The 24,774-nt window shown below is 70.9% G+C and carries 23 protein-coding genes and 1 tRNA gene; 15 read left to right on the top strand and 9 right to left on the bottom strand.

The window, feature by feature from the left end; all coding sequences use genetic code 11:
• Window positions 1-172: 172 nt before the first annotated feature.
• On the bottom strand, window positions 173-490 hold the full coding sequence (locus ACZ5K7_RS17430; protein ID WP_468914359.1) for a hypothetical protein: 318 nt from the start codon (window positions 488-490) through the stop codon (window positions 173-175).
• A 359-nt stretch (window positions 491-849) separates the two neighbouring features.
• On the opposite strand from ACZ5K7_RS17430, the gene ACZ5K7_RS17425 reads away from it, so the two are divergent.
• On the top strand, window positions 850-1,824 hold the full coding sequence (locus tag ACZ5K7_RS17425) for a bifunctional DNA primase/polymerase (protein ID WP_468914356.1): 975 nt from the start codon (window positions 850-852) through the stop codon (window positions 1,822-1,824).
• A 448-nt stretch (window positions 1,825-2,272) separates the two neighbouring features.
• Here ACZ5K7_RS17425 and ACZ5K7_RS17420 read toward each other — a convergent pair.
• Together ACZ5K7_RS17420 and ACZ5K7_RS17415 are read right to left on the bottom strand one after the other, a co-directional pair.
• Window positions 2,273-2,359, bottom strand: a tRNA-Ser gene (locus ACZ5K7_RS17420).
• Window positions 2,360-2,419: 60 nt separating this feature from the next.
• Window positions 2,420-3,901, bottom strand: coding sequence for a S1C family serine protease (locus ACZ5K7_RS17415; protein ID WP_351695709.1), 1,482 nt, complete (start codon window positions 3,899-3,901; stop codon window positions 2,420-2,422).
• Window positions 3,902-4,158: 257 nt separating this feature from the next.
• On the opposite strand from ACZ5K7_RS17415, the gene ACZ5K7_RS17410 reads away from it, so the two are divergent.
• The 4 genes from ACZ5K7_RS17410 to ACZ5K7_RS17395 all read left to right on the top strand — a co-directional run bounded on the left by ACZ5K7_RS17410 (window position 4,159) and on the right by ACZ5K7_RS17395 (window position 7,148).
• Complete coding sequence (locus ACZ5K7_RS17410; RefSeq protein ID WP_351695710.1) at window positions 4,159-4,986, top strand: glycerophosphodiester phosphodiesterase; 828 nt, start codon at window positions 4,159-4,161, stop codon at window positions 4,984-4,986.
• Window positions 4,987-4,999: 13 nt separating this feature from the next.
• A complete protein-coding gene (locus ACZ5K7_RS17405) occupies window positions 5,000-5,146 on the top strand; it encodes a hypothetical protein (protein WP_468914353.1) in 147 nt (48 codons plus the stop codon).
• A 141-nt stretch (window positions 5,147-5,287) separates the two neighbouring features.
• Complete coding sequence (locus ACZ5K7_RS17400; RefSeq protein WP_351695712.1) at window positions 5,288-5,926, top strand: ATP-binding protein; 639 nt, start codon at window positions 5,288-5,290, stop codon at window positions 5,924-5,926.
• Window positions 5,927-6,158: 232 nt separating this feature from the next.
• Window positions 6,159-7,148, top strand: a complete 990-nt coding sequence (locus ACZ5K7_RS17395; RefSeq protein WP_351695714.1) for a DUF5926 family protein — start codon at window positions 6,159-6,161, stop codon at window positions 7,146-7,148.
• Between the two features lie 269 nt (window positions 7,149-7,417).
• Here ACZ5K7_RS17395 and ACZ5K7_RS17390 read toward each other — a convergent pair whose 3' ends face one another.
• Both ACZ5K7_RS17390 and ACZ5K7_RS17385 read right to left on the bottom strand, forming a co-directional pair.
• Window positions 7,418-8,137 (bottom strand): hypothetical protein, encoded by a 720-nt coding sequence (locus ACZ5K7_RS17390; RefSeq protein WP_468914350.1) that lies wholly within the window; start codon window positions 8,135-8,137, stop codon window positions 7,418-7,420.
• A gap of 54 nt (window positions 8,138-8,191) precedes the next feature.
• Entirely contained in the window at window positions 8,192-8,866 is a 675-nt protein-coding gene (locus tag ACZ5K7_RS17385) for a bifunctional DNA primase/polymerase (protein WP_351695716.1), read from the bottom strand.
• 613 nt (window positions 8,867-9,479) lie between these two features.
• Here ACZ5K7_RS17385 and ACZ5K7_RS17380 point away from each other — a divergent pair.
• The 3 genes from ACZ5K7_RS17380 to pdxR all read left to right on the top strand — a co-directional run bounded on the left by ACZ5K7_RS17380 (window position 9,480) and on the right by pdxR (window position 13,936).
• The gene (locus tag ACZ5K7_RS17380; protein ID WP_468914347.1) at window positions 9,480-10,865 is read left to right on the top strand and encodes a PP2C family protein-serine/threonine phosphatase; all 1,386 of its coding nucleotides are present in this window, start codon (window positions 9,480-9,482) and stop codon (window positions 10,863-10,865) included.
• Between the two features lie 105 nt (window positions 10,866-10,970).
• Window positions 10,971-12,479, top strand: a complete 1,509-nt coding sequence (locus ACZ5K7_RS17375; protein WP_468914345.1) for an aminopeptidase P family protein — start codon at window positions 10,971-10,973, stop codon at window positions 12,477-12,479.
• 92 nt (window positions 12,480-12,571) lie between these two features.
• Window positions 12,572-13,936 carry a MocR-like pyridoxine biosynthesis transcription factor PdxR gene (gene pdxR, locus ACZ5K7_RS17370; protein ID WP_450971817.1) on the top strand — a complete coding sequence of 455 codons (1,365 nt, stop codon included), beginning with the start codon at window positions 12,572-12,574 and terminating at the stop codon, window positions 13,934-13,936.
• Window position 13,937: 1 nt separating this feature from the next.
• Here pdxR and ACZ5K7_RS17365 read toward each other — a convergent pair whose 3' ends face one another.
• From ACZ5K7_RS17365 to ACZ5K7_RS17350, 4 genes are all read right to left on the bottom strand, one after another.
• Window positions 13,938-14,753: a triphosphoribosyl-dephospho-CoA synthase gene (locus ACZ5K7_RS17365; protein ID WP_351695721.1), complete on the bottom strand. Its 816-nt coding sequence runs from the start codon at window positions 14,751-14,753 to the stop codon at window positions 13,938-13,940.
• A 10-nt stretch (window positions 14,754-14,763) separates the two neighbouring features.
• The gene (locus tag ACZ5K7_RS17360) at window positions 14,764-15,696 is read right to left on the bottom strand and encodes an intradiol ring-cleavage dioxygenase (protein WP_468914342.1); all 933 of its coding nucleotides are present in this window, start codon (window positions 15,694-15,696) and stop codon (window positions 14,764-14,766) included.
• 121 nt (window positions 15,697-15,817) lie between these two features.
• Window positions 15,818-16,393 (bottom strand): GNAT family N-acetyltransferase, encoded by a 576-nt coding sequence (locus ACZ5K7_RS17355; RefSeq protein ID WP_468914341.1) that lies wholly within the window; start codon window positions 16,391-16,393, stop codon window positions 15,818-15,820.
• A 38-nt stretch (window positions 16,394-16,431) separates the two neighbouring features.
• Entirely contained in the window at window positions 16,432-16,869 is a 438-nt protein-coding gene (locus ACZ5K7_RS17350; protein ID WP_468914339.1) for an ATP-binding protein, read from the bottom strand.
• Window positions 16,870-17,109: 240 nt separating this feature from the next.
• On the opposite strand from ACZ5K7_RS17350, the gene ACZ5K7_RS17345 reads away from it, so the two are divergent.
• The 7 genes from ACZ5K7_RS17345 to pheA all read left to right on the top strand — a co-directional run bounded on the left by ACZ5K7_RS17345 (window position 17,110) and on the right by pheA (window position 24,712).
• On the top strand, window positions 17,110-18,018 hold the full coding sequence (locus ACZ5K7_RS17345) for a hypothetical protein (protein ID WP_468914338.1): 909 nt from the start codon (window positions 17,110-17,112) through the stop codon (window positions 18,016-18,018).
• 159 nt (window positions 18,019-18,177) lie between these two features.
• Window positions 18,178-18,912 carry a YcnI family copper-binding membrane protein gene (locus ACZ5K7_RS17340; RefSeq protein ID WP_351695731.1) on the top strand — a complete coding sequence of 245 codons (735 nt, stop codon included), beginning with the start codon at window positions 18,178-18,180 and terminating at the stop codon, window positions 18,910-18,912.
• 129 nt (window positions 18,913-19,041) lie between these two features.
• A complete protein-coding gene (locus ACZ5K7_RS17335; protein ID WP_351695733.1) occupies window positions 19,042-19,695 on the top strand; it encodes an SCO family protein in 654 nt (217 codons plus the stop codon).
• 77 nt (window positions 19,696-19,772) lie between these two features.
• A complete protein-coding gene (locus tag ACZ5K7_RS17330; RefSeq protein WP_450971882.1) occupies window positions 19,773-20,234 on the top strand; it encodes a copper chaperone PCu(A)C in 462 nt (153 codons plus the stop codon).
• A 14-nt stretch (window positions 20,235-20,248) separates the two neighbouring features.
• The gene (locus ACZ5K7_RS17325) at window positions 20,249-22,306 is read left to right on the top strand and encodes a copper resistance CopC/CopD family protein (RefSeq protein ID WP_468914336.1); all 2,058 of its coding nucleotides are present in this window, start codon (window positions 20,249-20,251) and stop codon (window positions 22,304-22,306) included.
• Between the two features lie 8 nt (window positions 22,307-22,314).
• Window positions 22,315-23,598, top strand: a complete 1,284-nt coding sequence (efeB, locus tag ACZ5K7_RS17320) for an iron uptake transporter deferrochelatase/peroxidase subunit (protein WP_468914334.1) — start codon at window positions 22,315-22,317, stop codon at window positions 23,596-23,598.
• Window positions 23,599-23,776: 178 nt separating this feature from the next.
• Window positions 23,777-24,712, top strand: coding sequence for a prephenate dehydratase (gene pheA, locus ACZ5K7_RS17315; protein ID WP_468914332.1), 936 nt, complete (start codon window positions 23,777-23,779; stop codon window positions 24,710-24,712).
• The last annotated feature ends 62 nt before the right edge of the window (window positions 24,713-24,774 follow it).

The following is a 24,774-nucleotide window of genomic DNA, read 5'->3' as shown; positions in this document are numbered from 1 at the left end:
ACCGAGAGTTGCCGGAGGAGGGGGAGTTGCCGGAAGAGGGGGGAGTCGCCGGAAGACAGTGCGCGTCGACCGGCGCGTAGCCGGAAAACGCCTGCGCGGCGGTACCGGAGTACCGCCGCGCCGGCGTGCTGCCATCCCCACAGAGCACACCCCACCAGGGCTCAGACGGGGACTACCACAGCTGGGTGAAGTGGACGGCGACATTGTCGTTGCCCTGCTGGACGGCCGTCCACGCGGAGCCCTTGACCTGCGCGGTGTTGCTCTGGTTCGAGGCACCGTTGCCCACCGCGTTCTGCTGCGTGGTGGAGGAGTTGCCGTTGTTGTCGTGGCCGACACCGCTGCCGATGATGCCCGCCACACCGGCGTTGGCGCTCGATCCGTTGCCCGCGATCGCACCGTTGTCCGCGGCGGCGACACCGGCGAAGAGAGCGGCGGCGAGCGGAAGGGCGGAGACGGCGGCGAGAACGCGGGCGGTACGGATGCTTGCCATGTTGTTTCCTCTCAGAGCCCGGCTATGCCGGAAAGTACGTCAAGTAAGGCTGTTTCCAAGGCAGTTGGCCGACCGCCTCGGTGGTTGTCATCGACGTCGCGAGATCAGAATTGCCCACCGAATCCCCGGCGAACCACCCCGGACAGGCTCATTCGCCCTCAAGCGTGATGACAAGTCGATAAACCCCTTTCGCCATCTTTGGTTGACTCCAGCCCCAGTCATGACGAGTCCGTACATCACCTCTCCAAGCACCCCAAGGGGAGAACCGATCCGGCACCTTTTCCGGCCAAGCTGCCGCCCTCGGCGTGTCACACCCGACCCCTCTTCCCTTTTTCGAACATACGTACGAACATGGATGCATGGCCACCACCGACCGGCAGGCCACGACGCTGGCCCTCGCACACGCCCTGTCAGCCGCCGAGCGCGGCCTGGCCGTCATCCCTCTGTCCCGGACCAAACTCCCGGCCCTGCGCTCCCCGCACCGATCCCTGTCCCCGGACCGATCCCCGGGCCGATCACCGGGCAGCTCCCTGTCCCCCGACCGCTCTCCGGACCGTTCCTCGGACCTCGGCTCCCCGGACCTCGACGGGCCGGAACCGGCACTAGCGCCCTGCCACGGCGAGTGCGGCCGCCCCGGCCACGGGGTGTACGACGCCACCACCGACCCGGCCCGCATCCGCGAACTGTTCGCCGCGGCGCCCTGGGCAACCGGCTACGGCATCGCCTGCGGGCTGCCCCCGCACCGCCTCATCGGCGTAGACCTCGACATGAAGTCCGGTACGGACTCCACCGCCGCCCTGCGCGAACTGGCACTGCGGCACCTGTTCACCATCCCGCCCACGGTCGTCGTGCTCACGCCGAGCGGCGGCCGCCACCTCTGGCTGACCGGACCGCCGGACGCCGTGATCCCCAACTCGGCCGGCCGGCTCGCCCCCGGCATCGACATCCGGGGCGCCGGCGGCTACCTGGTCGGCCCCGGCTCCCGCACCGACCACGGCGTCTACGCCACCGCCCCCGGCACCGAACACCTGGTCCCGGCCCCCTGCCCGCCGTCCCTGCTCCGCCTCCTGCTCCCACCCCCACGGGCACCCCACCCCGCGACCCACCCCTCGGTCGGCAACCGCGGCCAGGGCCTGGTCCAGTTCGTCCTCGCCGCCCACGAGGGCCAGCGCAACACCCGCCTGTTCTGGGCGGCCTGCCGCGCCTACGAGAACGGCATCGGCCGCGCCCTGCGGGCCCCGCTGATCGACGCGGCGGTCCACACCGGCCTGACGGAACGCGAGGCCCGCGCGACGATCGCGTCAGCGGCCCGCATGACCGGCCACCGCCCCTGAAAATCGAACACGGAAAGTGGCCCGCGATCTCGCACGCCACGTCCGCGTGGCGCGCGTCGGGTTCGGCTCGACTTCGGAGTCGCTCGGCAGCGACGAAAGATGCGTGGACGCAGACTTTCGGGAGCTGATCCGGGCGGGGCCCGCTCGGCATGCTGGCGGTATGGATCAGGCGAAGATTTCCCGGCGTCCGCTGATGGGCGCGGCCGCTGCCGCCGCCGCTTGTTGGCCGACCGCGAGGGGCCGTCGGCAGCAGACCTCGAACCGCATGATCGATGCGGCCTTGGCCGACGAGAGGGGGTCGTGACCAGCATGGCCGGCCTGGCCACGGGTTGGCCACACGCGCTGGTCAATCGCGGGATATGACCGACTCGGGGTGAGGCAAGGTGAACGCAGAAGGGGTGCCCCATGTCCGGGGCACCCCTTCTGACCTGCATGTCTATGACCTGCGCGGTGGGTGTGGGATTTGAACCCACGGTGACATTGCTGCCACGACGGTTTTCAAGACCGTTCCCTTAGGCCGCTCGGGCAACCCACCCCGCGCCGACCGAGATCGGCGCGGGGAACAGAGTAACCGGTTCGCGCGGGGGTGTGCGGGTCAGTTGTCGCCGACGCGGGAGCCGAGGGTGACGGTGACCGTGTGTTCGCTGCCGCCCCGCTTGTAGGTGATCTGAACCTTGTCCTCGGGCTTGTGGGTCCAGATCTCGCCGATCAGGGTCGGGCCGCTGTCGATCACCGAGTCGTCGAGCTTGGTGATGACGTCGCCGGGCTTGAGGCCGGCCTTGTCCGCGGGGCCGCCCGACTCGACCGCGGCGGAGCCGCCCGTACCGGCGTCGGTGATCTGCGCCCCGTTCGTCGAGTCCTCCAGGGACACCGACGCGCCGATCTTCGCGTAGACCGGCTTGCCGGTCTTGATCAGCTGCTGGGCCACGTACTTGGCCTGGTTGATCGGGATGGCGAAGCCCAGGCCGATCGAGCCCGACTGCCCGGTGCTGCCCAGGCCGCCGCTGGAGGCGGACTGGATCGCGGAGTTGATGCCGATCACCGCGCCGGAGGCGTCCATCAGCGGGCCGCCGGAGTTGCCCGGGTTGATGGAGGCGTCGGTCTGCAGGGCGCTCATGTAGGACGCCTTGCTGGTGGAGCTGCCGTCACTGGAGGCCACCGGGCGGTTCTTGGCGCTGATGATGCCCGTGGTGACCGTGTTGGACAGGCCGAAGGGGGCGCCGATCGCGATCGTCTCGTCGCCGACCGCCACGTTGTCGGAGTTGCCCAGGGCGAGCGGCTTGAGGTCCGACGGCGGGTTCTTGAGCTTGATGACCGCGACGTCGTAGCCCTGCGCGTGGCCGACGACCTCGGCGTCGTACTTCTTGCCGTCCGGGAAGGTCGCGGTCAGCTTGCCGCCGTCGAGGGCGTCGGCGACCACGTGGTTGTTGGTGATGATGTGGCCCTGGGTGTCGAAGACGAACCCGGTGCCGGTGCCGCCCTCGCCGCTGGTCGACTCGGCCTCGATGGTGACCGTGCTGGGCAGCGCGTTGTGGGCCACCGCCGCGATGGTGCCGGCCGCGCGCTTGACCTGGGTGGCGCCGCCGTCGGAGGAGGCGGAGACGGTCGTGGAGCCCGTGCCGTCGTTGTTCTTGGCCAGCGTGTAGCCGATGCCGCCGCCGATGCCGCCCGCGACCAGCGCGGCCACCAGAACGGCGGCGATCAGACCGCCGCGCCCGCTGCCCTTCTTCGGCGCGGCCTGCGGCTGCTGGAACGGCTGGTGCTGCTGGTACTGCTGGTGCTGGTCGTACGGCGAGCCCCAGCCGGCCCCGGCAGCCGCACCTGCACCCGCGCCGGCGTCCGCGTAGGAAGGGGTCGCGGGGGGCGGGGGCGGCCAGGAACCCTCGGCGGGGGCCTGCGGCGGGGGCGCGTAAGGGTCACCCGCGGGCGCGCCCTGGGGCACCGGCTGGATCGGGGTCGTCGGCGCTTCCCCGCCGTCGGACGCGGCCGCCTGCGGAGCGGCAGCGGGAGACGTCGGCGGCACGGGAGGTGCGGACGGGGCCGGGGGTACCGGGTTGCCCTCGTTCTCGGTGCTCACAGCTTCTCTCCTCGGTCCACGGCTTTTCTTCTCGGTCGCACTCGGTCACGCTCTTTCACGCTTGCTGTCGGTCCGGCGCGATTCAGCTGTGCATGTGCTTTTGTATGCCGTCAGCTTTTCCCACAGGCCGTCAGAGCACCATAAGCGGTGGCTGTGGGTACACCGATAACCTTTATATAGGGCCTGTCCGACAAAAGTTCCCTTTGCTGGCATCGGGGATGCCCCCACGTACGCCCGCGCGATGGCACCATGTCGCGGTGACCCACGCACCACAGCATCGCATCCAGGTCGTCGCGCACCGCGGGGCCTCCGAGGACGCCCCCGAGCACACCCTTGCCGCCTACAAGAAGGCCATCGAGGACGGCGCCGACGCCCTGGAGTGCGACGTCCGGCTGACCGCGGACGGCCACCTGGTCTGTGTCCACGACCGACGGGTCAACCGTACGTCCAACGGGCGGGGTGCCGTCTCGGCCCTGGAGCTCGCGGATCTGGCGGCCCTGGACTTCGGTTCCTGGAAGAGGGGCCCGGCCTGGCGGGGGCGGGACGAGGAGCCCGAATGGGAGTTCCGGCCGGAGGACCGCGAGGACACCTCCGTACTCACGCTGGAGCGATTGCTGGAGCTGGTCGCGGACGCCGGGCGGCGGGTGGAGCTGGCGATCGAGACCAAGCACCCCACGCGGTGGGCGGGGCAGGTCGAGGAGCGGCTGATGCTGCTGCTGAAGCGGTTCGGCCTGGACGCTCCGGCCACGGCGGCCGAGTCGCAGGTGCGGGTCATGAGCTTCTCCGCGCGGTCGCTGCACCGGGTGCGGGCGGCCTCGCCGACGCTGCCGACGGTCTATCTGCTGCAGCTCCTCTCGCCCCGGCTGCGTGACGGCCGGCTGCCGGCCGGAGTGCGGATCGCGGGCCCCTCGATCCGGATCGTGCGCAACCACCCCACCTACGTCGAACGGCTGAAGCGGAACGGCCACCAGGTGCACGTCTGGACGGTGAACGAGCCGGAGGACGTGGATCTGTGCCTGGAACTCGGCATCGACGCGATCATCACCAACCGGCCGGGGGCGGTGCTGCGGCGGCTCGGACGATGAGCCCGACGAGCCGATGCCCGTCCTGCCGGTCAAAGCGCCGATCAAGCCACTGGTCACGGCACTGATCAAAGCGCCGATCGATGTGCGGATGGATGTGCTGGTCGGTGTGCTGATCGAGGCTCAGATAAAGAGTCGCGTAAGGAATCCGCGCACCCCTTGACCCGGCAGCTCACTCACAGCATCCTCACGTATCGGCCACACCATCGAAATCAAGCCACACGAAGCCATACCTGGGGGATATGGCGACGAACCCGTCACAGGGTGTGCTCCGGCGCGTTCGGTCCGCATTCGTTCGTTGCGAATGCGTCACCGGACATTCATTGGCCGGTTTCCGGTTCAGGCCGATGGGGCATCCACACCGTGGCGTGGGGCAAAGGAGGTCTCGGGGGTGGCGTTGGTGGTGGCACAGGAGGTGCCCACGTCGTCGAGCATGGCCGTACCCCATGGCCCTGCGGGCGTGGGGAAGGCGAGGCACCGTATGCGCGATCAGTTGCGCACCGGTGGCGTATCGGAATCGGTCATCGACGATGCCGTACTTATCCTTTCCGAACTTTTGAGCAATGCGTGCAAACACGGGCGCCCCTTGGGGGACGCGCTGGCCGGGGACGGCGACGTCCGGGCCGCCTGGCGGGTGGACACGCGCGGCCGGCTGATCGTCGAGGTGACGGACGGTGGCGGACCGACCCGCCCGGCTCCCATGACCCCGTCGGTCACGGCACACGGCGGCCGCGGACTGAACATCATCACGGCCCTGGCGGACGACTGGGGGGTCCGGGACGACGCCCGGGGCGAGGTGACGGTCTGGGTCGTGGTCCAGAAGGACGTGAGCGATCCGGATGGCACGGTCCGCCGCGACGCCTTCGCTACGCGCGTCATGGCACCCGCGACCCCGGAGATGACCGGTCTGGACTTCGCCGACGCGTTCGACGACCTGGACTGACCGGTACCGACCGGTACTGACCGGTCCCGCCTTGGGCTGACCGGTACCGGCCTGTACCGAGCCGAACGGAGCCGGGCCAAGCCGGACCGACCCGGACCGAGCCGAGCCGAGCCGGACCGACCCGTCCGGCGGGGCCCACTCCCGCGGCTCTGTCCACAGGTACCCGTGGTCCAGGGCGTGAACGGCTAGGCTCCCGCCAGTACGAGACGAGCCGTAACCGGGAGACACCCAGATGGCCAAGAAGCGACCCCAGACAAAGGCCACGCGGCCGCAGCTCAGCGATGCGGCCCGGGCCGAAGGCGCTGATGGAGACTTTCCGGTTGTCGGTGCCCGTGAACCCTGCCCCTGCGGCAGCGGCCGGCGCTACAAGGCGTGCCACGGCCGGGCGGCCGCGCACGCGGCGACCGAGCTGGTGCACCGCCCGTTCGAGGGGCTGGCGGGCGAGGGCGACTGGGTGGCACTGCGCGAGCTGGTCCCCGCCGCCACGGTCGAGCTGACCCTGAAGGACGGCCTGCCCGAGGGCGTCCCCTCGGTCACGCTCGCGACGGTGCTGCCGATGGCCTGGCCGGCGCTCCGGCGCGAGGACGGCAGCGTCCTCCTCGGCCTGCAGAACGACACGGCGTCCGGCGACATCAGCCGCGACCTCGCCGACACCCTCCAGCGCGCCCTCGCCGCCGACCCGGGCACCCCGGTGCAGGGCCGCCGCGCCCCCGCGGACAGCCCCCGGCTCCAGGACCTGCTCGACCCCGAGGGCCCGTTCGTGCCGGTCGTGCACGACGGCTTCGAGTTCTGGGTGCAGGACGCGGAGAACGCCACCGCGGAGGTGACCGCCTCCCTGGAGCGGGCCAACGCCGCCGCCATCCCGACGGTGAAGCTGACCGGCGTCGACTCCGCCTACTGGTGCGAGACGCCCGAGAAGAACCATCTGCGGTGGGTCATGCCGTATCCCGAGGAGCAGCTTCTGGACGCTCTCGCGCGGCTGCACGCGGCGGGCAGGTCCGGCCTCGGCGAGGGGACCCGGCTGGTCGGTTCCTTCCGCGCCCACGGTCTCACCGTGCCGGTCTGGGACCTGCCGAGCGGGGTCGGCGCCGAGGACGTGGAGAAGCCGGCCGCCGAGTTCGCCGAGCGGCTCACGACCGCTCTGGCCTCGGCGGCACCGCTCACGGCGGACGAGCGCCGGGCCCGTGGCGGGCTGACCAACCGACAGGTGACGCTCAGCTGACGATCAGGGCCGGCGGAGGGACGCGGCTGACCGACCGGTCAGCCGCTCCGGGCCCGTTGACTCGGGTGACCCCTGTCACAACTTCCCTACGTGGCAAGCAAATACGTGTCCGAATAGCCGAGACCGAATTTGCGAACCGCCGATCTCTTGTTACCGTCTCAGTAGCCCGGTTGCTGGTGCATCCCCCGTCGCCAGCAACCGGGCCTTTTCGTGCCCGCGTTCATGCCGGCGTCCGGTGTACGGACCGTAGCGATACGTCAACTCCCGTTTTACTTATGGGAGTTGCTCTCGTACGAGTCCCCGGAGCTGTCGGCCGAGTCGCCCGCGGCGCCCCGCCCGAGGTCGCTTCCGGCGCCACCCGCGGCCCCGCTCCCGGAACCACCGCCGGAGCCACTCCCCGAGTCACCGCCGGAGCCACTCGCCGAGCCACTCCCCGAGTCACTGGCGGAGTCGCGCGCAGAGTTGCTCGCGCTGCGCAGCAGCAGCGGTCCGTCGCCGTCGGGCGCCGCGAACTCCGTGACGGCCGTATAGGCGTCCAGCGCGCCCCGCGTGTGCTCCCGGGGCGTCTCACAGATGGCAGGCTCGTCGGCGGCGTCCGCGACGCAGTGCGACTGCACCGTGCGGCCGTGCGGGCCCAGGAGGCTCAGCACGGGCTCCAGGTCCGCCCCGGTGGCGTTGCGGTAGTAGGTGCGCGCCCAGGTGTCCGCGCCCTGGGCCATCACACAGGTCTGCGCCTCGACTCCGCCGGGGGAGGTGAGTTCGGGACCGCAGCGGGCGGCCGTGGCCAGGCCGAGGCCGAGCACCAGGGGGGACCGGACGTGCGCCGGCAGCTTCTCGTCGTCACTCCGGGCAGGGTGTCCGGCGGCATCGCCCACCTGGCCCGCGGACGCCACGGTCAGCGGCAGCGCGACCGCGCACACCATGACACCCGCGAGGGCGAGCAGACGTAGTCGGGGGTCTGGGGGTTGCCCCCCAGAATTACGCAGCATGTGCGGAAGATAACCAGCGAGGCACGAGAAGCCGGGTTCTCGCGCCCGACACCCTTACAACTCGGGTGCGCTCACACCCGTACGGGTGAGGGCGTCGACCACGGCGTCCACCACGGCCTCCACATCAGGCACCCAGGGCTTGGCCGAGCCGGGCAGCGGGGCACGCTCCCAGCGGATGGCGCCCTGACCGGTCTCGGAGGGGGGCAGAGCGAGATAGCCGCCCTCACCGTGGAAACGGAGCGAGCCGGGGACGAAGTCCTTGGCGTACAGCAGCTCGCCCAACTGCTCCATGGAGTACGGCTTGACGAGCAGCGCCCAGCGGGTGGGCGCCGCGACCACCGGGCCGAGGCGCATGCCACGGCGGTCGAGAAGAGTCAGGGCATGGGAGGCCGCGAGGGCGGGCAGACTGACCGCGCAGGGCGCGTTTCCGCCGACGGCTCCGGTGGCGAGGATGATCGGCGCGGCCGGCCGGTTGCCCCACCACCAGCGCACCATGCGCTCGTCGGTGGTGGCGGCGAGCAGACCGGGGTCGAAGGGGTGCGCACCGGGCACCGTGCACTCCGGGTCGGGGCAGGCGCAGCGGGCCCGGCCCTGCGGATCCGGGGCCACACCCGGGAGTACGGGCCACTGCCATTCCGTCGCGAAGGTCAGGGCCGCGCCGAGAAAATCAGGCCCCTTGTCTTTTCGCCTGGACAGGAGCCTGCGTCGCCTTCCGAGGATCTCGCGCATGAGCGCTCGTTCCTTTCCGTTGCACCGCTGGCAACACCGTGGACCACATCACATCATGTGTCGATCACTTCACTGTGCGTACCTGTTGGCGCATCACACCCCTGCACTGGCAAGGGGAACCCCAAAGGGTCGAGCCGGGGGCCGCGCCCGCATCCAATACTGCGTCTATCAAAAGCACGGCCACGGCGTGGGGGTGGCGAAGTCTGGCGTTTTGCCGTTCCGAGTGTTTCTCTCCGCCGCCGCCACGGGAGGATGGGGCACGGTCGTCGGTGGTTAAGACGCCCGGGTCCGTCGCCAGGTTCCGGGTGATCCCCAACCACCCCTGGCCTTCTCCGAGTACGTACCCATCACGACCGCTGTGACGCTCCGTGGAGCAAGGCCAGTCGACCGCAATGAACCGTTACCCGAGTCAGTTTTAAGCCAACTTTGCTTTTGTGCAAGCCGTCCAGGAGAAGTGACCGGGAGACCCACGGACACCAGGAATCCCTGCAGGACAATGCTGGACATCCCCTCACGAGTGCGTGTACATGTGGAGACACCGCTAGCGGCGCAGAAAGACATGGGGGTTTGCGATGCTTTTGAGCAATACGCACAGGTCTGAAAGCCGGCCACGATGAACGCCCCGCACCCTCCGAAAGTGGCTGGAATCGATTCAACGGTCCCCACGCCCGCACACACTGTCGCGCCGGTTCCCCCCGCCCCGGGCGCACCTTCCGTCCCAAAGGCCCCCGCCGCACCAGCACCGGGCACCCTCCTCCAGGACCGGCTGGCCGGCTGGGTCTCCGACCTGACCACCCTCCACGAACTGACCGAACGGCTCGCCCGCACCGACGGACTGGAGCCCGCCCTCCAGGAACTGCTGCGCGCCGGTACCGCCCTCGTGGGCGCCCGGCGCGGTCTCGTGGCGCTGGAGCCCGCCGACGGCCTCGGCCCGCACACCACGATCGGCCTCGGACTCGGCCGCGCGGACCTCGGCCACATGGAGACCGTCCCGAGCGGCGCGCTGCCGTACGACACCGGCACCGCCGCCGAGATCGTCCACCCCGACCTGTTCGCCGAGGACGGCCTGGACCCCCGGCACCGCGAGGTCGCCGCCCGACTCGGCTACGCCGCCAGCTACGCGCTCCCCCTGACCACCGACGCGGCCGCCCGCCTGGGCGCGGTCCTGTGGCTGTACGACGAGCCGGCCGAGCCGAACGAGCGCCAGCGCCACCTCATCGGCCTGTACGTCCGCTTCGCCGCCGAGCACCTGGCCCGGCTGCTGGAAGTCGAGCGCACGCGCGCGTGCATGGCGACCATCGCCGAGGAGCTGCTCCCCTCGCGGCTGCCCCGGGTGGCCGGTGTCCAGCTCGCCGCCCGGCACCGCACCGGCCCGCGCGGCGGCGGCGACTGGTACGACGCGCTGCCGCTGCCCGACGCCGCCCTCGGCCTCGCGGTCGGCTCGGTCACCGGCTCCGGGCCCAGCGCGGTGGCCGCCATGGGCCGGCTGCGGGCCTCGCTGCGGGCGTACGCCGTGATGGAGGGCGAGGACCCGGTCGCGGTCCTCTCCGACCTCGAACTGCTGCTGCGGCTGACCGAACCGGCCCGCTCCGCCACCGCCCTGTTCGCCTACTGCGAACCCGCGCTGCGCAGGGTCACCCTGGCCGGGGCCGGACACAGTCCGCCGCTGCTGATCGGGGAGCGCCGCACCGAGTTCGCGGAGACGTCGGTCTCGGCGCCGCTCGGGATGCTGGCCTGCTGGGAGGCGCCCAGCGTGGAGATCGAGGCCGAGGCAGGGGAAACGGTGCTCCTCTACACCGACGGGCTGCTGCACCGCACCGGCGACCCCATGGACCGCGCCTTCGCCCGGCTGCACGCGGCCGCCGCGGGCGTCCCGCGCGCCCTGCGCCACGACCCCGGGGCGATCGCCGACCATGTGCTGCGCACGGTGCTGCCGAACGGACTGGACTCGGCCGGCAGCGAGGAGGACGTGGTGCTGCTCGCGGCCCGTTTCGACTGATCGGTCAGTCAAAACGCCACGTCACCCGGGCAGGATTCGTCCGGACCTGGGTCGCCGTTCGGTACGACCGTACGATGGACGGGATCCAGTGCAGTGTCGAGGAGGATGACCGTGGCCGACGAGCTCACACCGGCAGTACCTGATTCTGCTGCTGACGCAGCGGGCCCGGAGACTGAGTCGGAGGAGACCGATTCGGAAGAGCCGATCAAGCAGCGCAAGAACGGCCTGTACCCGGGCGTGTCCGACGAGCTCGCCGAGAACATGAAGTCCGGCTGGGCCGACACGGAGCTGCGCGACCTGACCCCCGTCGAGCAGGCCGAGCACACCGCCCGCCGCCGCGCCGAGCTGTCCGCCCGCTTCCCTGGCGACCGCCTGGTGATCCCGGCCGGCAACCTGAAGACCCGGTCGAACGACACGGACTACTCGTTCCGGGCGTCGGTCGAATACGTCTATCTCACCGGCGACCAGACGGAGGACGGCGTACTCGTCCTGGAGCCGAAGGACGACGGCCACGTGGCCACCGTCTACCTGCTGCCCCGCTCCGACCGCGAGAACGGCGAGTTCTGGCTCTCCGGGCAGGGCGAGCTGTGGGTGGGCCGCCGCCACTCGCTGACCGAGTCCGAGGCGCTCTACGGCATCCGCGCCGCCGACGTCCGCGAACTCGCCGACAAACTGCGCGAGGCCACCGGCCCGGTGCGGGTCGTCCGCGGGTACGACGCCGGCATCGAGGCCGCGCTGACCGACAAGGTCACCGCCGAGCGCGACGAGGAACTGCGCGTCTTCCTCTCCGAGGCACGGCTCGTCAAGGACGACTGGGAGATCGGCGAGCTGCAGAAGGCCGTCGACTCCACGGTCCGCGGCTTCGAGGACGTGGTGAAGGTCCTCGACAAGGCCGAGGCCACGTCCGAGCGCTACATCGAGGGCACGTTCTTCCTCCGCGCGCGCGTGGAGGGCAACGACATCGGCTACGGCTCCATCTGCGCGGCCGGCCCGCACGCCTGCACCCTGCACTGGGTCCGCAACGACGGCCCGGTGCGCTCGGGCGACCTGCTCCTCCTGGACGCCGGCGTGGAGACGCACAGTCTCTACACCGCCGACGTCACGCGCACGCTGCCGGTCAACGGCGCCTACAGCGAGCTGCAGAGGAAAATCTACGACGCGGTGTACGACGCCCAGGAGGCCGGCATCGCGGCGGTGCAGCCGGGCGCCAAGTACCGCGACTTCCACGACGCCGCGCAGCGCGTGCTGGCCGAGCGGCTCGTCGAGTGGGGGCTCGTGGAGGGGCCGGTGGAGCGGGTGCTGGAGCTCGGGCTGCAGCGCCGGTGGACGCTGCACGGGACGGGGCACATGCTCGGGCTCGACGTCCACGACTGCGCCGCCGCGCGGACCGAGACGTACGTGGAGGGCGTCCTTGAGCCGGGGATGGTGCTGACCGTCGAGCCGGGACTGTACTTCCAGGCCGACGACCTGACCGTTCCGGAGGAGTACCGGGGGATCGGGGTGCGGATCGAGGACGACATCCTCGTGACGACCGACGGGAACCGGAACCTGTCCGCAGGGCTGCCCCGGCGGTCGGACGAGGTCGAGGCGTGGATGGGTTCGCTCAAGAGCTGACGTGTGGTGTCAATGGCCGGGTACCTGGGTGGGTGCCCGGCCATTGTTGTGTTCCGCGGGTTCGCGGGGGATCCAGTCAACGGGGGTTACGAGTGGACGACTTCTGGAGTGCCGTAGTACCGCGCCTGGAAGGTGATACCGGCGACGGGCGGCGGGTCGGGCTGGAGCGCGCCCTGCGGGACGCCGTTCGCGTCGGGCGGCTGGTGCCCGGGGCCCGGTTGCCGGCCACCCGGCGGCTCGCCGCCGAGTTGGGTATCTCCCGGGGTACCGCCAAGGCCGCCTACGACCAGCTGGTCGCCGAGGGGTATCTGACCGCTCGGCAGGGGTCCGGGACCCGGGTCGCCTCGCTCCCCTCCGGCGCGTCCGACGCTCCCGAAGCCGCCGCTCGCGCGCGTGCCCCGCTTTTCGATCTGCGGCCCGGCGGACCGGACGTCGGGGCGTTCCCGGCGGCCGCCTGGCTGCGGGCCCTGCGCCGGGCCGTCGTCGGCGCGCCCTCGCTGGCGTACGACTACGGCGATCCGCGCGGGCGGATCGAGCTGCGGACCGCCCTGTCGGGGTATCTGGTGCGGGCCCGCGGGGTGGTGGCGCCGCCGGAGCGGATCGTGGTCACCTCGGGGTACGTGCAGGGGCTCGCGCTGCTCACCCGGGTGCTGGGCGGGGCCGCCGCGGTGGCCATGGAAGACCCCGGGATGCCGTTCCACCGGGAGGTGGTGCGGAAGAACGGCGGGATCGTGGTGCCGGTGCGGGTGGACGAACGAGGGGCGCGTGCGGCGGAGCTGGGCGACGCGGGGGCGGTCGTCCTCACCCCTGCCCATCAGTATCCGACCGGAGTCACCCTGCATCCGGAGCGGCGGCGGGCCGTGGTGGACTGGGCACGCGCGCGTGGCGGGGTGATCGTCGAGGACGACTACGACGGGGAGTTCCGCTACGACCGGCAGCCCGTGGGTGCCTTGCAGGGGGTGGCGCCGGGGCAGGTCGTGTATCTGGGGACCGCTTCCAAGACGCTGGGGCCCGCGCTGCGGCTCGGTTGGATGGTGCTGCCGCCGCATCTCGTCGACGCCGTCACCGACGCCAAGCTGCACAGCGATCATCACACCGAGTCCATCGGGCAGCTGGCGCTCGCCGAGCTGATCGAGAGCCATGCCTACGACCGGCACGTGCGTGCGTGCCGGTTGCGGTACCGGCGACGCCGGGACCAGCTGCTGGGGCGGCTGGGTGCCGGACGGAACGTGCGGGGGGTCGCGGCCGGGCTGCACGCGCTCGTCTCCGTGGCCGACGAGAAGGAGACGCTGGCCCGCGCGGAGGCCGCGGGTCTCGCGGTGGGCGGCCTCGGGGAGCACTGGCACACGGGTGGCGGTGCGGGGCGGCCGCAGGGCCTGGTCGTCGGGTACGGGACACCCCGGGAGCGGGTCTACCCGGAGGCCCTGGAGGTGCTCGCCAAGGTGCTGGACGGCTGACTCAGCGGGTCGGGAGGGCGTCCAGGAACAGGGCCCCGGCGAGCAGGCCCGCGCTGCCCCGCGGGCTCCAGCCGCGCTCGTACAGGTCGGCGTCCAGGGCCGTCAGTGCCTCCGCGCCGGCCCCGGTCGCCGTACCGCCCGCTTCCAGGACCCCGCGGGCACCCGCCTGGACGTGGCGCAGGCCCAGGGGGCCCGCGGTGTAGAGGAGTTCGGTGTCCTGGAGGGTGGACATCACGGTGAGCAGGGCGTCGAGACGGGCCTGGTTCTCGGTGGCGCCCCCCTTGCGGGCCGTCGCCAGTGCGTCCAACGCCCTTCGTACGTGCGGGAATCCGGCCCTGGCCTCGCCCCGGGCGCCGGCCGCGCCGTACTTCGCGGAGATCGACGAACCCCGGGAGGGGCGCTTGGGGGCGCCCTTGTCGTTGAAGGCGGCGATCTTGCGCGCCGTGGCGGCGATCTCGCGCGCCTTGGCCCGGGGGTCCAGGGCGGCCGCGGCGACCAGGAGGCCGAGGGCCCACAGGGCGCCCTTGTGGCCGCCGCCGGCCAGTCCGACCGAGTGCTCGGTGGACCGGCCGATCGAGCCCAGCTCCGCCCGCAGCACCGGCGAGGCTTCGCCGGTACGGCGGGCGGAGGCGGCCATCGCCGCGAGGCCGGGCGCCAGCGCCCTGGCCGACCAGCGCAGACTGTCGTGCTCCCGGCGCGTGCTGCGGGCGTCCAGGTCACGCGGGTCGGGCAGCCCCGGCTTCGGGGCCAGCGCCAGCTGACCGGTGAGCGCGGCCACGGCGGCCTGCGCCAGCGCGTCGTCCTCGCGGCTTGTCATGTCCCTTACCTTAAGAGGAGGCGGACGCCGAAGGGGAGGCGCTGTCGCTGGGCGGAGCGCCTGTGGGGGCGCCGCTGGGCGGGGTGCCGCCCCCGCCGCCGCCGGCGCCGGTGTTCTCGGCGTCGGGGTCGATCCCCAGGGCCAGGGAGCCCTTGTAGCCCTTCGAAGGGTCCTTCTTGTGCACGGCCTTCAGGGTCAGCAGACCGCTGGAGGCACCGCCGCCGTCGTACACCATGTCGTCGGCGAGGACGGTGTAGCTGCCGGCGTGCTTGGAGTACGGGTCGAGGGTGAAGATCTCCTCGGCGATGGCGTCGTCGAAGAACAGCTGACCGGTGTAGTTGACCTTGCCGCCCTCGTAGGTGCCGTCCTCCTTCTCGCCGCCCGTGTGGACCTTCACGTGGATGTGGCAGGTGCGTGGGGTGTACCAGCCGGGGAAGATCGTCTCGAACTTGACGACCCCGTTGGCGCCCGCGATCTGGTAGCCGCGCAAGTAGGTGTTGTCGTCGGCGGAGTCGCCCTCCTCGCTCTCCGCGGGGGCGGAGCCGCCCGGATTGGCGGTGGTGTAACCGGAGTAGTAGCCCCAGGCGTCGCAGTGCCAGATCTCGACCGCGGCACCCTTGACCGGGGTGCAGCCGTCGGTGGCGTCCACGACGGTCAGGCGCAGGGTGAGCGGAACACCGGCCTTGCCCTCGGTGATGTCCTTGCGCACCAAGGCACCATCGAGGTAGTACGGGCCCTCCGTGACGCTGCTCATCAGCGTCATGCACGCACCGCTGGTGGAACTGGCGGAGGCCGTGGCGTCCGCGTCGCTACTGGTGTCGGCCACATCGGCGAAGGCCGACTGGAAGCCGGCGACCGCGAGGCCGCCGGCCGCCACCGTACCGCCGGACACCACGAGGGCGCGGCGGCGGGTGATCGACGTGTCTTTGTGGTTTCCCGTCATGGTCGACGAAGCTAGGAACGCCGTTTGTCAGGGGCATGGGCAGGGGCTGGCAACCGGCTGTGAACGCCCAGGAAGCTGAAGTCGGCGGGAAAACGCTGGTCACAGGGGCGGGGTGACGCTGTCACAGAGCCGGATCACGGTCGTGCAGAACCCGCTGGAACAGCCGGCTGTCCCGCCATTCTCCATTGATGTGCAGATACTGCGGAGCATCGCCGATCGTCTCGAATCCACATTTCTTCAGCACCCGTTGCGACGTCGTGTTGTCGATCAAGGTGGACGCCTCGATCCGGTGGAGTCCCACGACATCCCGGGCGATCTCGCAGACCCGCTCCAGTGCGGCGCTGGCCAGCCCGCGGCCCTGCTGATCACCAGCCACCCAATAGCCGACGTACGAACTGCAGAAAGGTCCCAGGGAAATTCCGGAAAGGGTGATCGCGCCGACGATCCGGCGGTCCCCGGCCGACTCCATGACCCAGGGGACCATGATCCCGTCCGCGGCCTGTCGCAGCAGGCCATCGATGCGTTCGGTCTGCCCCTCGACGGTGAAGAAGGACTCGGGTCTGAGCGGTTCCCAGGGTTCGAGGTGCTTTCGGTTGCCGACGTACGCGGCAGCCAGCGGTTTCGCGTCGCCGACGGCAATCGGACGCAATATCACGCCGGGCAGGATTGCGATTTCTTTAATCTTTTCCAGAATCATGCGCGCACCTTAGCGCGCGGGTTATGCAGGAGGGAGAGTCATGCCGAAAGCAGAGAAGGATCTTTGGTCCACTTGAGGATCTTGTCGAAGCTGACCACCGTCCCGCCGCGGCCCGGTTTGTTGCCGATGTGGACGTGATCGGCGAGTTCTCTGATCAGACAGAGCCCTCTGCCGTGCTCGGCGTCCGGACGGGCGGGTCTGATCTCCTGGGTGCGGGCGAACCCCGGGCCGGAATCGGCCACTTCGATACGGCACTTCTCACCGTCCAGATAGGCGGTCACCCGATACGCCTCCGAGGCACGGCCCGCCCCGCCGTGCTCCACGGCGTTCGCGCAGGCCTCACTGAGCGCGACCGAGAGGTCGTAGGAGATCTCGGGGTCGACACCCGCCGTCTCCATCGTGCCGATCAGCAGTCGCCGGGCGAGCGGGACGCTCGCGGCCTCGCGCCGCAGATGGAGTGACCACCAGATGCTCATGCTCCAGCCTCCTGGCTGCGGCTCGACATACCGATACCTATTGCCACCCGTGCGCGGGTGTAAGCACTCCGTTCATGTGAGAACGCCCATCCGGGGGATGCGCCTTGGGAGGTTTCGGTGTATGAGCGGGTGGTTCACAGCAAGGACGATCTTCCGGTTCTTTCACTCCTTTCACCTGTAACCGAATCTTGTGGACCTGCCGTATGGCGGGCGTGAGCCCAGTGCGATGATGAGCGCGCCATGAACGCCCCCCATCCGCGCACGGCGCGCACCGGAAGCGGACTGCGGCTCCTGCGGGCCGCGGTGTTCGCCGCGCTCTGTGTCGTACTGGCCGCGGCGGGGCACACGCTGGCATCCTGCGCGACCGTTCCGCTGTGGACGCTCGGCGCGGGCTTCCTCGGCACCCTGACACTCGTCGCCCCGCTCACCGGCCGGGCCCGCACGCTGCCGGGGATCGTGGCACTGCTCGCGGTCATGCAGACCGTGCTGCACACGCTGTTCGGGCTCGGCCAGCACGGCGGCGCGGCGATGTCGGCCGGCACGATGTCGGCCGGCACGATGTCCGCCGGCTCGATGTCGATGTCCTCGATGTCCTCGATGCCGACCATGTCGTCGCTTTCGTCGCTGTCTTCCCTGTCGACGAGTGACGCCTCGCTGGTCGAGCGGGCCGCGCGGCTGGTGTGCGGGGCCGGGGCGGCGCAGATCAGCCCCGCCCACGCGTACAAGATCCTCTCCGACGCGCATCTCAGCACCTCCGGTTCGGCCGCCGGCCTGAGCGGGACGAGCCACGCGGCGGACGCCACCGGGGCCTCCGGCTCGCTGTTGCCCTCCGTGCCGATGCTGCTCGGACACCTCCTCGCGGCCGTCGTCGCCGGATGGCTGCTGCGCCGGGGCGACCTGGCGCTGCTGCGCCTGATCGAGCTGTCGGCGCACGGAGTCGCCGAGGGGGCGCTCGTCCGTTCCCTGCGCGGAGCGCTCGCGCTGGCGCGCGCTCTGTGCGCCGGGCTCGTGGCCGTACCCGAGGCGCCCGCGCACAGCCGTCGCGGCACCTGGGACGAACCGCCCGCGCCCCACACCGTCGCACTCCAGCACTCCGTGATCCGGCGCGGGCCGCCCATGGCCGCCGCCGTACTCGTTCTCGCCGCCTGACGCGACGCGACCAGAGCACTTCCCGGGATCTGTCCGGATCCGGAGGGGCCTGCCGTCGTCGCGCGGCACGCGCGCGTGCGCTTCCCGCTGCCCGCGCGCCCCTCGACGACAGAACTCACTCAGAGTGGAGTGCTCCCTGCCATGCAGGCTTTCCGTGCCATGAAGATCTCTCGTGTCGCCGCCGTCACCGCCGTCGCGGGCACGGCCGTCCTGGCCGTCTCCTCCCCCGCGTTCGCACACGTCAGCGTGCAGCCCGAGGGCACCGCCGCGAAGGGCGGCTACGCGGTCATCGACTTCAAGGTCCCCAACGAGCGCGACGACGCCTCGACCACCAAGCTCGAGGTCAACTTCCCCGCCGACCACCCGCTGGCCTCGGTGATGCCACAGCCGATGGCCGGCTGGAAGGTCGAGGTCACCAAGTCCAAGCTGGACAAGCCGTTGGAGATGCACGGCGAGAAGATCGACGAGGCGGTCACCAAGGTCACCTGGACCGCCGAGGACAAGGGGATCGAGCCCGGCTACTTCCAGAAGTTCCCGCTCTCCGTGGGCGCCCTGCCCGAGGACACCGACGAACTGGTCTTCAAGGCGATCCAGACGTACTCCAACAAGGAGGTCGTCCGCTGGATCGAGGTCCAGCAGAACGGCCAGGAGGAGCCCGAGAACCCGGCCCCGGCCCTCGCGCTGTCCGCCGCCACCGACGACCACCACGGGACCACCACGGCCGAGGACACCGCGGCCAAGACCGAGACCACCGCCTCGGACGACTCCGACTCCTCGTCCGGCGGCAGTGACACCACCGCCCGCGTCCTCGGCGTCGTCGGCATCGTGGTCGGCGCGGCCGGGGTCGCCTACGGCGTCCTCGCGGGCCGCCGCCGGTCCACCTCCGAGGCCTGAGCTCCACGTCCGTAGCGCGCACAGGGGGCCGTGCGAGGCTGTCGTGGCTCCGACAGCTCTGGTACGCCCCCGATAGTTCTCGTACGCCCCCGGTGCGCGCCGGATCTCTCACATCTGGGACATTTTCCTATGCGCAAGAAGACGTTCGCCGCGGCCGCGCTGCTCGCCGCCGCCACCCTGACCCTCTCCGCCTGCGGCAGCGGCGACGACGGCAAGTCACCCGTCACCGTGGTCGCCGGGGACAGCACGAACAAGGCCGCGACCATCCTGGACCAGCCGTTCGAGAAGCCGGACCTGGTACTCACCGACACCCACGGCAAGAAGTACGACCTGCGCGCCGAGACCAAGGGCCGGCCGACGCTCATCTACTTCGGCTACACGCACTGCCCCGACGTCTGCCCGCTGACCATGAACAACCTCGCGGTCGCCAAGAAGGCGCTGTCCAAGGCCGACCAGGCCGAACTGCGGGTCGTGTTCGTCACCACCGACCCCGCCCGCGACACCCCGGCCGAGCTCGGCAAGTGGCTCAAGGGCATCGACTCCCAGTTCATCGGCCTGACCGGTGACTTCTCCACCATCCAGGCCGGCGCCCGCACCCTCGGTATCTCCATCGAGCCGACCCACAAGGACAAGAAGACCGGCAAGACCGTCTCGGTGCACGGCACCCAGGTCATCGCGTTCTCGCCGAAGACCGACGGCGGTTACGTCCTCTACGGCGAGGACGCCACCGTCGACGACTACACCAAGGACCTCCCCAAGCTGATCAAGGGGGAGAACCCGTGAGGCGTCGGGCCCGTGCCGTCCCGGCACCGCCCCGCCGGGCGCTGCCCCTTCCGGCGCTGACCGGGCGGCGGCTCGCCCTGACCGGCGTGGCCACGACCGGCATAGCCCTCGCGGGCGCCCTGGTCCTGGCGGGCTGCGGCGGATCGGACTCTTCGGGTTCGTCGGGAACGGAACTGTCCGTCGGCGCCTCTTACATGCCCCAGCCGGTCTCGGCCGACATGGCCGCCGGGTTCCTGACGATCACCAACAAGAGCGGGACGAAGGACGAGCTGACGTCCGTCACCAGCGACTCCGCCGGCGAGGTCACCATGCACGAGACCAACGGCGGTGCGATGGACGAGGTCAACTCCTTCGAGGTGCCCGCGCACGGTCAACTCGTGTTCAAAAGCGGTGGCAACCATCTGATGTTCGAGAAGCTGAAGCGCCGCCCGAAACAGGGCGACACGATCACCCTGAAACTGAAGTTCGCCGAATCCGGTCCACTCACCGTCGAGATGCCGGTGAAGTCCGCCACGTACAACCCTTCGACCGGACACTGAGGGAGGGACCGACCTTGACGCGGACCATCACCCCCCGCCTGCGCACGCTGGTGCTGCTGTTCCTCGCCGTCACCGGCGCGCTGCTGGCCGGCGCCGGGCCGGCCTCCGCGCACGCCGCGCTGACCGGCAGCGACCCCGCCCAGGGGGTGGTGGTCCCGAAGGCACCCGACCAGGTCTCGCTCACGTTCTCCGAGAACGTGTCGCTCAACGACAACTCGATCCGGGTCCTCGACCCCAAAGGCAAACGGGTCGACCTGGCCAAGCCGAACAACCTGACCGGCACGACCTACGGCGTCCAGCTCAAGAGCGGGCTCGGCACGGGCACCTACACCGTGGCCTGGCAGGTCGTCTCCGCGGACAGCCACCCCGTCGCCGGCGCCTACACCTTCTCCGTCGGGGCGCCCTCCACGACCGTCGCCTCGGTCGGGGACCAGGACGCGGGCGGCGGGGTCGTCGGCTGGCTCTACGGCTTCGGGCGGTACATGTCGTACGCCGGGTACATCGTGCTCGTCGGCGGCGCCGCCTTCGTACTCGCCTGCTGGCAGCGCGGCTCCGGCGTACAGGCCCTGCAACGGCTGGTCGTGGGCGGCTGGCTGACGCTCACCGCGGCCACCCTCTGGCTGCTGCTCCTGCGCGGCTCCTACGCCACCTCCGGCAGCGTCGGCGACATCTTCGACCTCAACCTGCTGGGCCAGGTCCTCCAGACCAAGACCGGCGCGGCCCTGGTCTCCCGGCTGCTGCTGCTCGCGGCCGCCGCGCTGTTCATCGCCGTCCTCTTCGGGGCCTACGACAAGCGTGAGGAGGGCGCGGAGAAGCGGGACCTGACCTTCGGGCTCGCCATCGGCGGGACCGTCGTGGCCGCCGGGCTCGCGGCGAGCTGGGCCATGGCCGAGCACGCCTCCACCGGACTCCAGCCGGGCATCGCGATGCCGGTCGACGTCATTCACCTGCTCGCCGTCGCCACCTGGCTGGGCGGTCTGACCGCCCTGCTGGTCGCCCTCTACCGGGCGCCCGCGGACACGCCCGTCGGGGCCGTCGCCGTGGGCCGCTTCTCCCGCGTCGCCTTCGGAAGCGTGGTGGCACTGGTCGCCACGGGCATCTACCAGTCCTGGCGCCAGCTCGGCTCCTGGTCGGCGTTCACCGACACGGCCTACGGGCAGCTGCTGCTGGTCAAGATCGCGCTGGTGGCACTGCTGGTCGGCATCGCGTCCATCTCACGGCGGTGGACGCGACAGCTCGCGGACACGGCGGTGACGGAGACCGAGGAGTCGGCCGGGGCAGTCACCGACGCGGAGGAAGAGGCGGCGGAAGAGGCGGCGGAAGAGAAGGAGACCGTCAAGGCGTCCGCCGCCACCAAGGAGGCGTCGGTCAAGTCCGGCGTGTCCGGTGTGTCCGCCGCTTCTGACGCTTCCCGCGCGTCCGGCGCCCATGGCTCCGGTGAGGACACCTCCGTCGATGACGACTCCGCGGACCCCGAGCGGGCCGCCCAACTGGCCCGGCAGCAGGCCGCCAAGGACTCCGCCCGGCAGAAGCGCGTCCGGGACGCCGACCCCAACCGCTTCGGCCTGCGTCGCTCGGTGCTCGCCGAGGCCGGGGTCGCCGTCGCCCTGCTCGCGGTCACGACCGTGCTGACGCAGACCGAGCCGGGCCGCACCGAGCAGGACGCCAAGGCCACCGCCGCGGCGGCCTCCTCCTCTTCGTCCTCGTCCTCGGCATCGAACTCGTCCTCGGGGGCGCTGACCCTCGACATGTCCTTCGACACCGGCGGCAAGGACGGCAAGGGCGTCGTCCGTGTCGACCTCGACCCCGCGGCCGTGGGCACCAACGAGATGCACGTCTACGTGCAGCGCCCCAACGGCCGGGCCTTCGACATCCCCGAGGTGAAGGTCGCCTTCACCCTCGCCGCCAAGAAGATCGGGCCGCTTCCCGTGGCTCCCGACCACGTCACCACCGGCCACTGGGCCGCCAACGGTGTGCAGATCCCCATGGCCGGCGACTGGCAGATCGCCGTCACCGTGCGGACCTCCGACATCGACCAGGTGACCGTCTCCAAGAACGCGCAGATCGGCTGAACCGCACCATGGCTGAACCGTCCCAGTCCCTCCGTCCGTCGGTCACCGAGGAAAGCCCGTCGGCTCCCCCGGCCGGAGGCGTCAGCCGGCGCGCGCTGCTCGGCACCGCCGGGGCCACCGGACTCGTACTCGGCGCGGCGGGCGCGGGCGTCGGCTACGCGGCCGCGCCCGCACCGGCCACCCCGCTCAGCTCGGTGGGTTCCGACCGGACGATGTTTCACGGGAAACATCAGCCCGGCATCACCGAGGGCCTCCAGGCGCGCGGCCATCTCATCGCCTTCGACCTGGCGGCGGGCGCGGGCCGGAAAGAGGCCGCCGCGCTGCTGCGTCGCTGGTCGACGACGGCCGAGCGGCTGATGGCCGGCGAGGCGATGACCCAGGACGACACGGATGTGGCCCGTGACGCCGGTCCCTCGTCGCTGACGATCACCTTCGGCTTCGGCAACAGCTTCTTCGCCCGCACCGGCCTGGAGAAGCAGCGCCCGTCCGCCCTGGACCCGCTGCCCGACTTCTCCTCCGACCACCTCGACAGGTCGCGCAGCAACGGCGACCTGTGGGTGCAGATCGGCGCCGACGACGCCCTGGTCGCCTTCCACGCCCTGCGCGCCATCCAGAAGGACGCGGGCAGCGCGGCCAAGGTCCGCTGGCAGATGAACGGGTTCAACCGGACCCCGGGCGCCACCGCCCACCCCATGACGGCCCGCAACCTCATGGGCCAGCTGGACGGCACCCGCAATCCGAAGCCGGCGGACTCGGACTTCGATCAGCGGATCTTCGTTCCGGCGACCGGTTCGAACGGCCCCGCCTGGATGGCGAACGGCTCCTACGCCGTCGTACGCCGGATCCGCATGCTCCTGGACGACTGGGAGAAGCTCTCGCTCGCGGCCCAGGAGGACGTGATCGGGCGCAGGAAGTCCAATGGAGCGCCGCTGTCCGGAGGCACCGAGACCACGGCGATGGACCTGGAGAAGACCAGGTCCGACGGCGACTACGTGGTCCCGATCAACGCCCACGCCCGGATCACCCGGCCCGACCAGAACGGGGGCGCGGCCATCCTGCGGCGCCCGTTCTCGTACCACGACGGCATCGATGCCGACGGGACGCCGGACGCGGGGCTGCTCTTCGTCTGCTGGCAGGCGGATCCGCTGCGCGGGTTCGTACCGGTGCAGCGGAAGCTGGACCGCGGCGACGCGCTCTCGCAGTACATGCGGCACGAGGCGAGCGGACTGTTCGCGGTGCCGGGCGGGGCGGCCGACGGGGAGTACGTGGGACAGCGGCTGCTGGAGGGCTGAGGCCGGGTATCTCGTGTAGTGGATTCCGGCGTGCGGGCGGTGGATTCCGCGCGGTGGCCGCGTTACCACGGTGGAGTCTGATCACTATTGGCGCGTTTCCGGGTTTCAAACCACCCGGTCGAGTGGTTCCGACGCGACAAGTGAGTCCTGCTCCCTTGCGCCCATTAGGGTGAGGGACATGCCAGCGAGCTATGCGTATCTCGGTCCCGAAGGCACCTTCACCGAAGTCGCCCTGCGCACGCTTCCGGAGGCGGCCACCCGGGAGCTGATCCCGTACGTCTCCGTTCAGTCCGCGCTGGACGCGGTACGGGGCGGCGAGGCCGAGGCCGCGTTCGTGCCGATCGAGAACTCCGTCGAGGGCGGGGTCACCACGACCCTGGACGAGCTGGTCGCGGGCGAGCCGCTGACGATCTACCGCGAGGTGCTGCTGTCGATCACCTTCGCGCTGCTGGTCCGCCCGGGCACCAAGCTCTCCGAGATCAAGACGGTGACCGCGCATCCGGTCGCCCAGCCGCAGGTCCGCAACTGGCTGCGGGCCCACCTCCCCGACGCCCTCTGGGAGTCCGCCGCCTCGAACGCGGACGGCGCCCGGCTGGTGCAGGAGGGCCGCTACGACGCCGCGTTCGCCGGTGAGTTCGCGGCCGAGCGGTACGGCCTGGAGGCCCTGGAGACCGAGATCCACGACGCGAAGAACGCGCAGACCCGGTTCGTCCTGGTCGGCCGTCCGGCCCGGCCCGCGGCCCCGACCGGCGCGGACAAGACCTCGGTCGTGCTCTGGCAGAACGACGACCACCCCGGCGGGCTGCGCGATCTGCTCGGCGAGTTCGCCACCCGGGGCATCAACCTGATGCTGCTGCAGTCCCGGCCCACCGGTGCCGGCATCGGCAACTACTGCTTCTGCATCGACGCCGAAGGCCACATCTCCGACCGCCGCATGGCGGAGGCCCTGATGGGGCTGAAGCGGATCTGCCGCCAGGTGCGGTTCCTCGGGTCGTACCCGCGTGCGGACATCAAGCCGGGCGAGACCGCGGAGCCGACGCGGCCGGGGACGTCGGACGAGGAGTTCATGGCGGCCTCGGACTGGGTGGCGCGCTGCCAGGACGGCCGCTTCTAACCGGCCATACGTTCACATCTTCGTTATCCACAGAAGTTATCCACAGGCCTTCAACTCGACCT

The sequence above is a fragment of the Streptomyces sp. NPDC031497 genome (assembly GCF_055580905.1).
The sequence above is the reverse complement of the archived record's forward strand: the minus strand, read 5'-3'. Positions and strand labels throughout refer to the sequence as shown.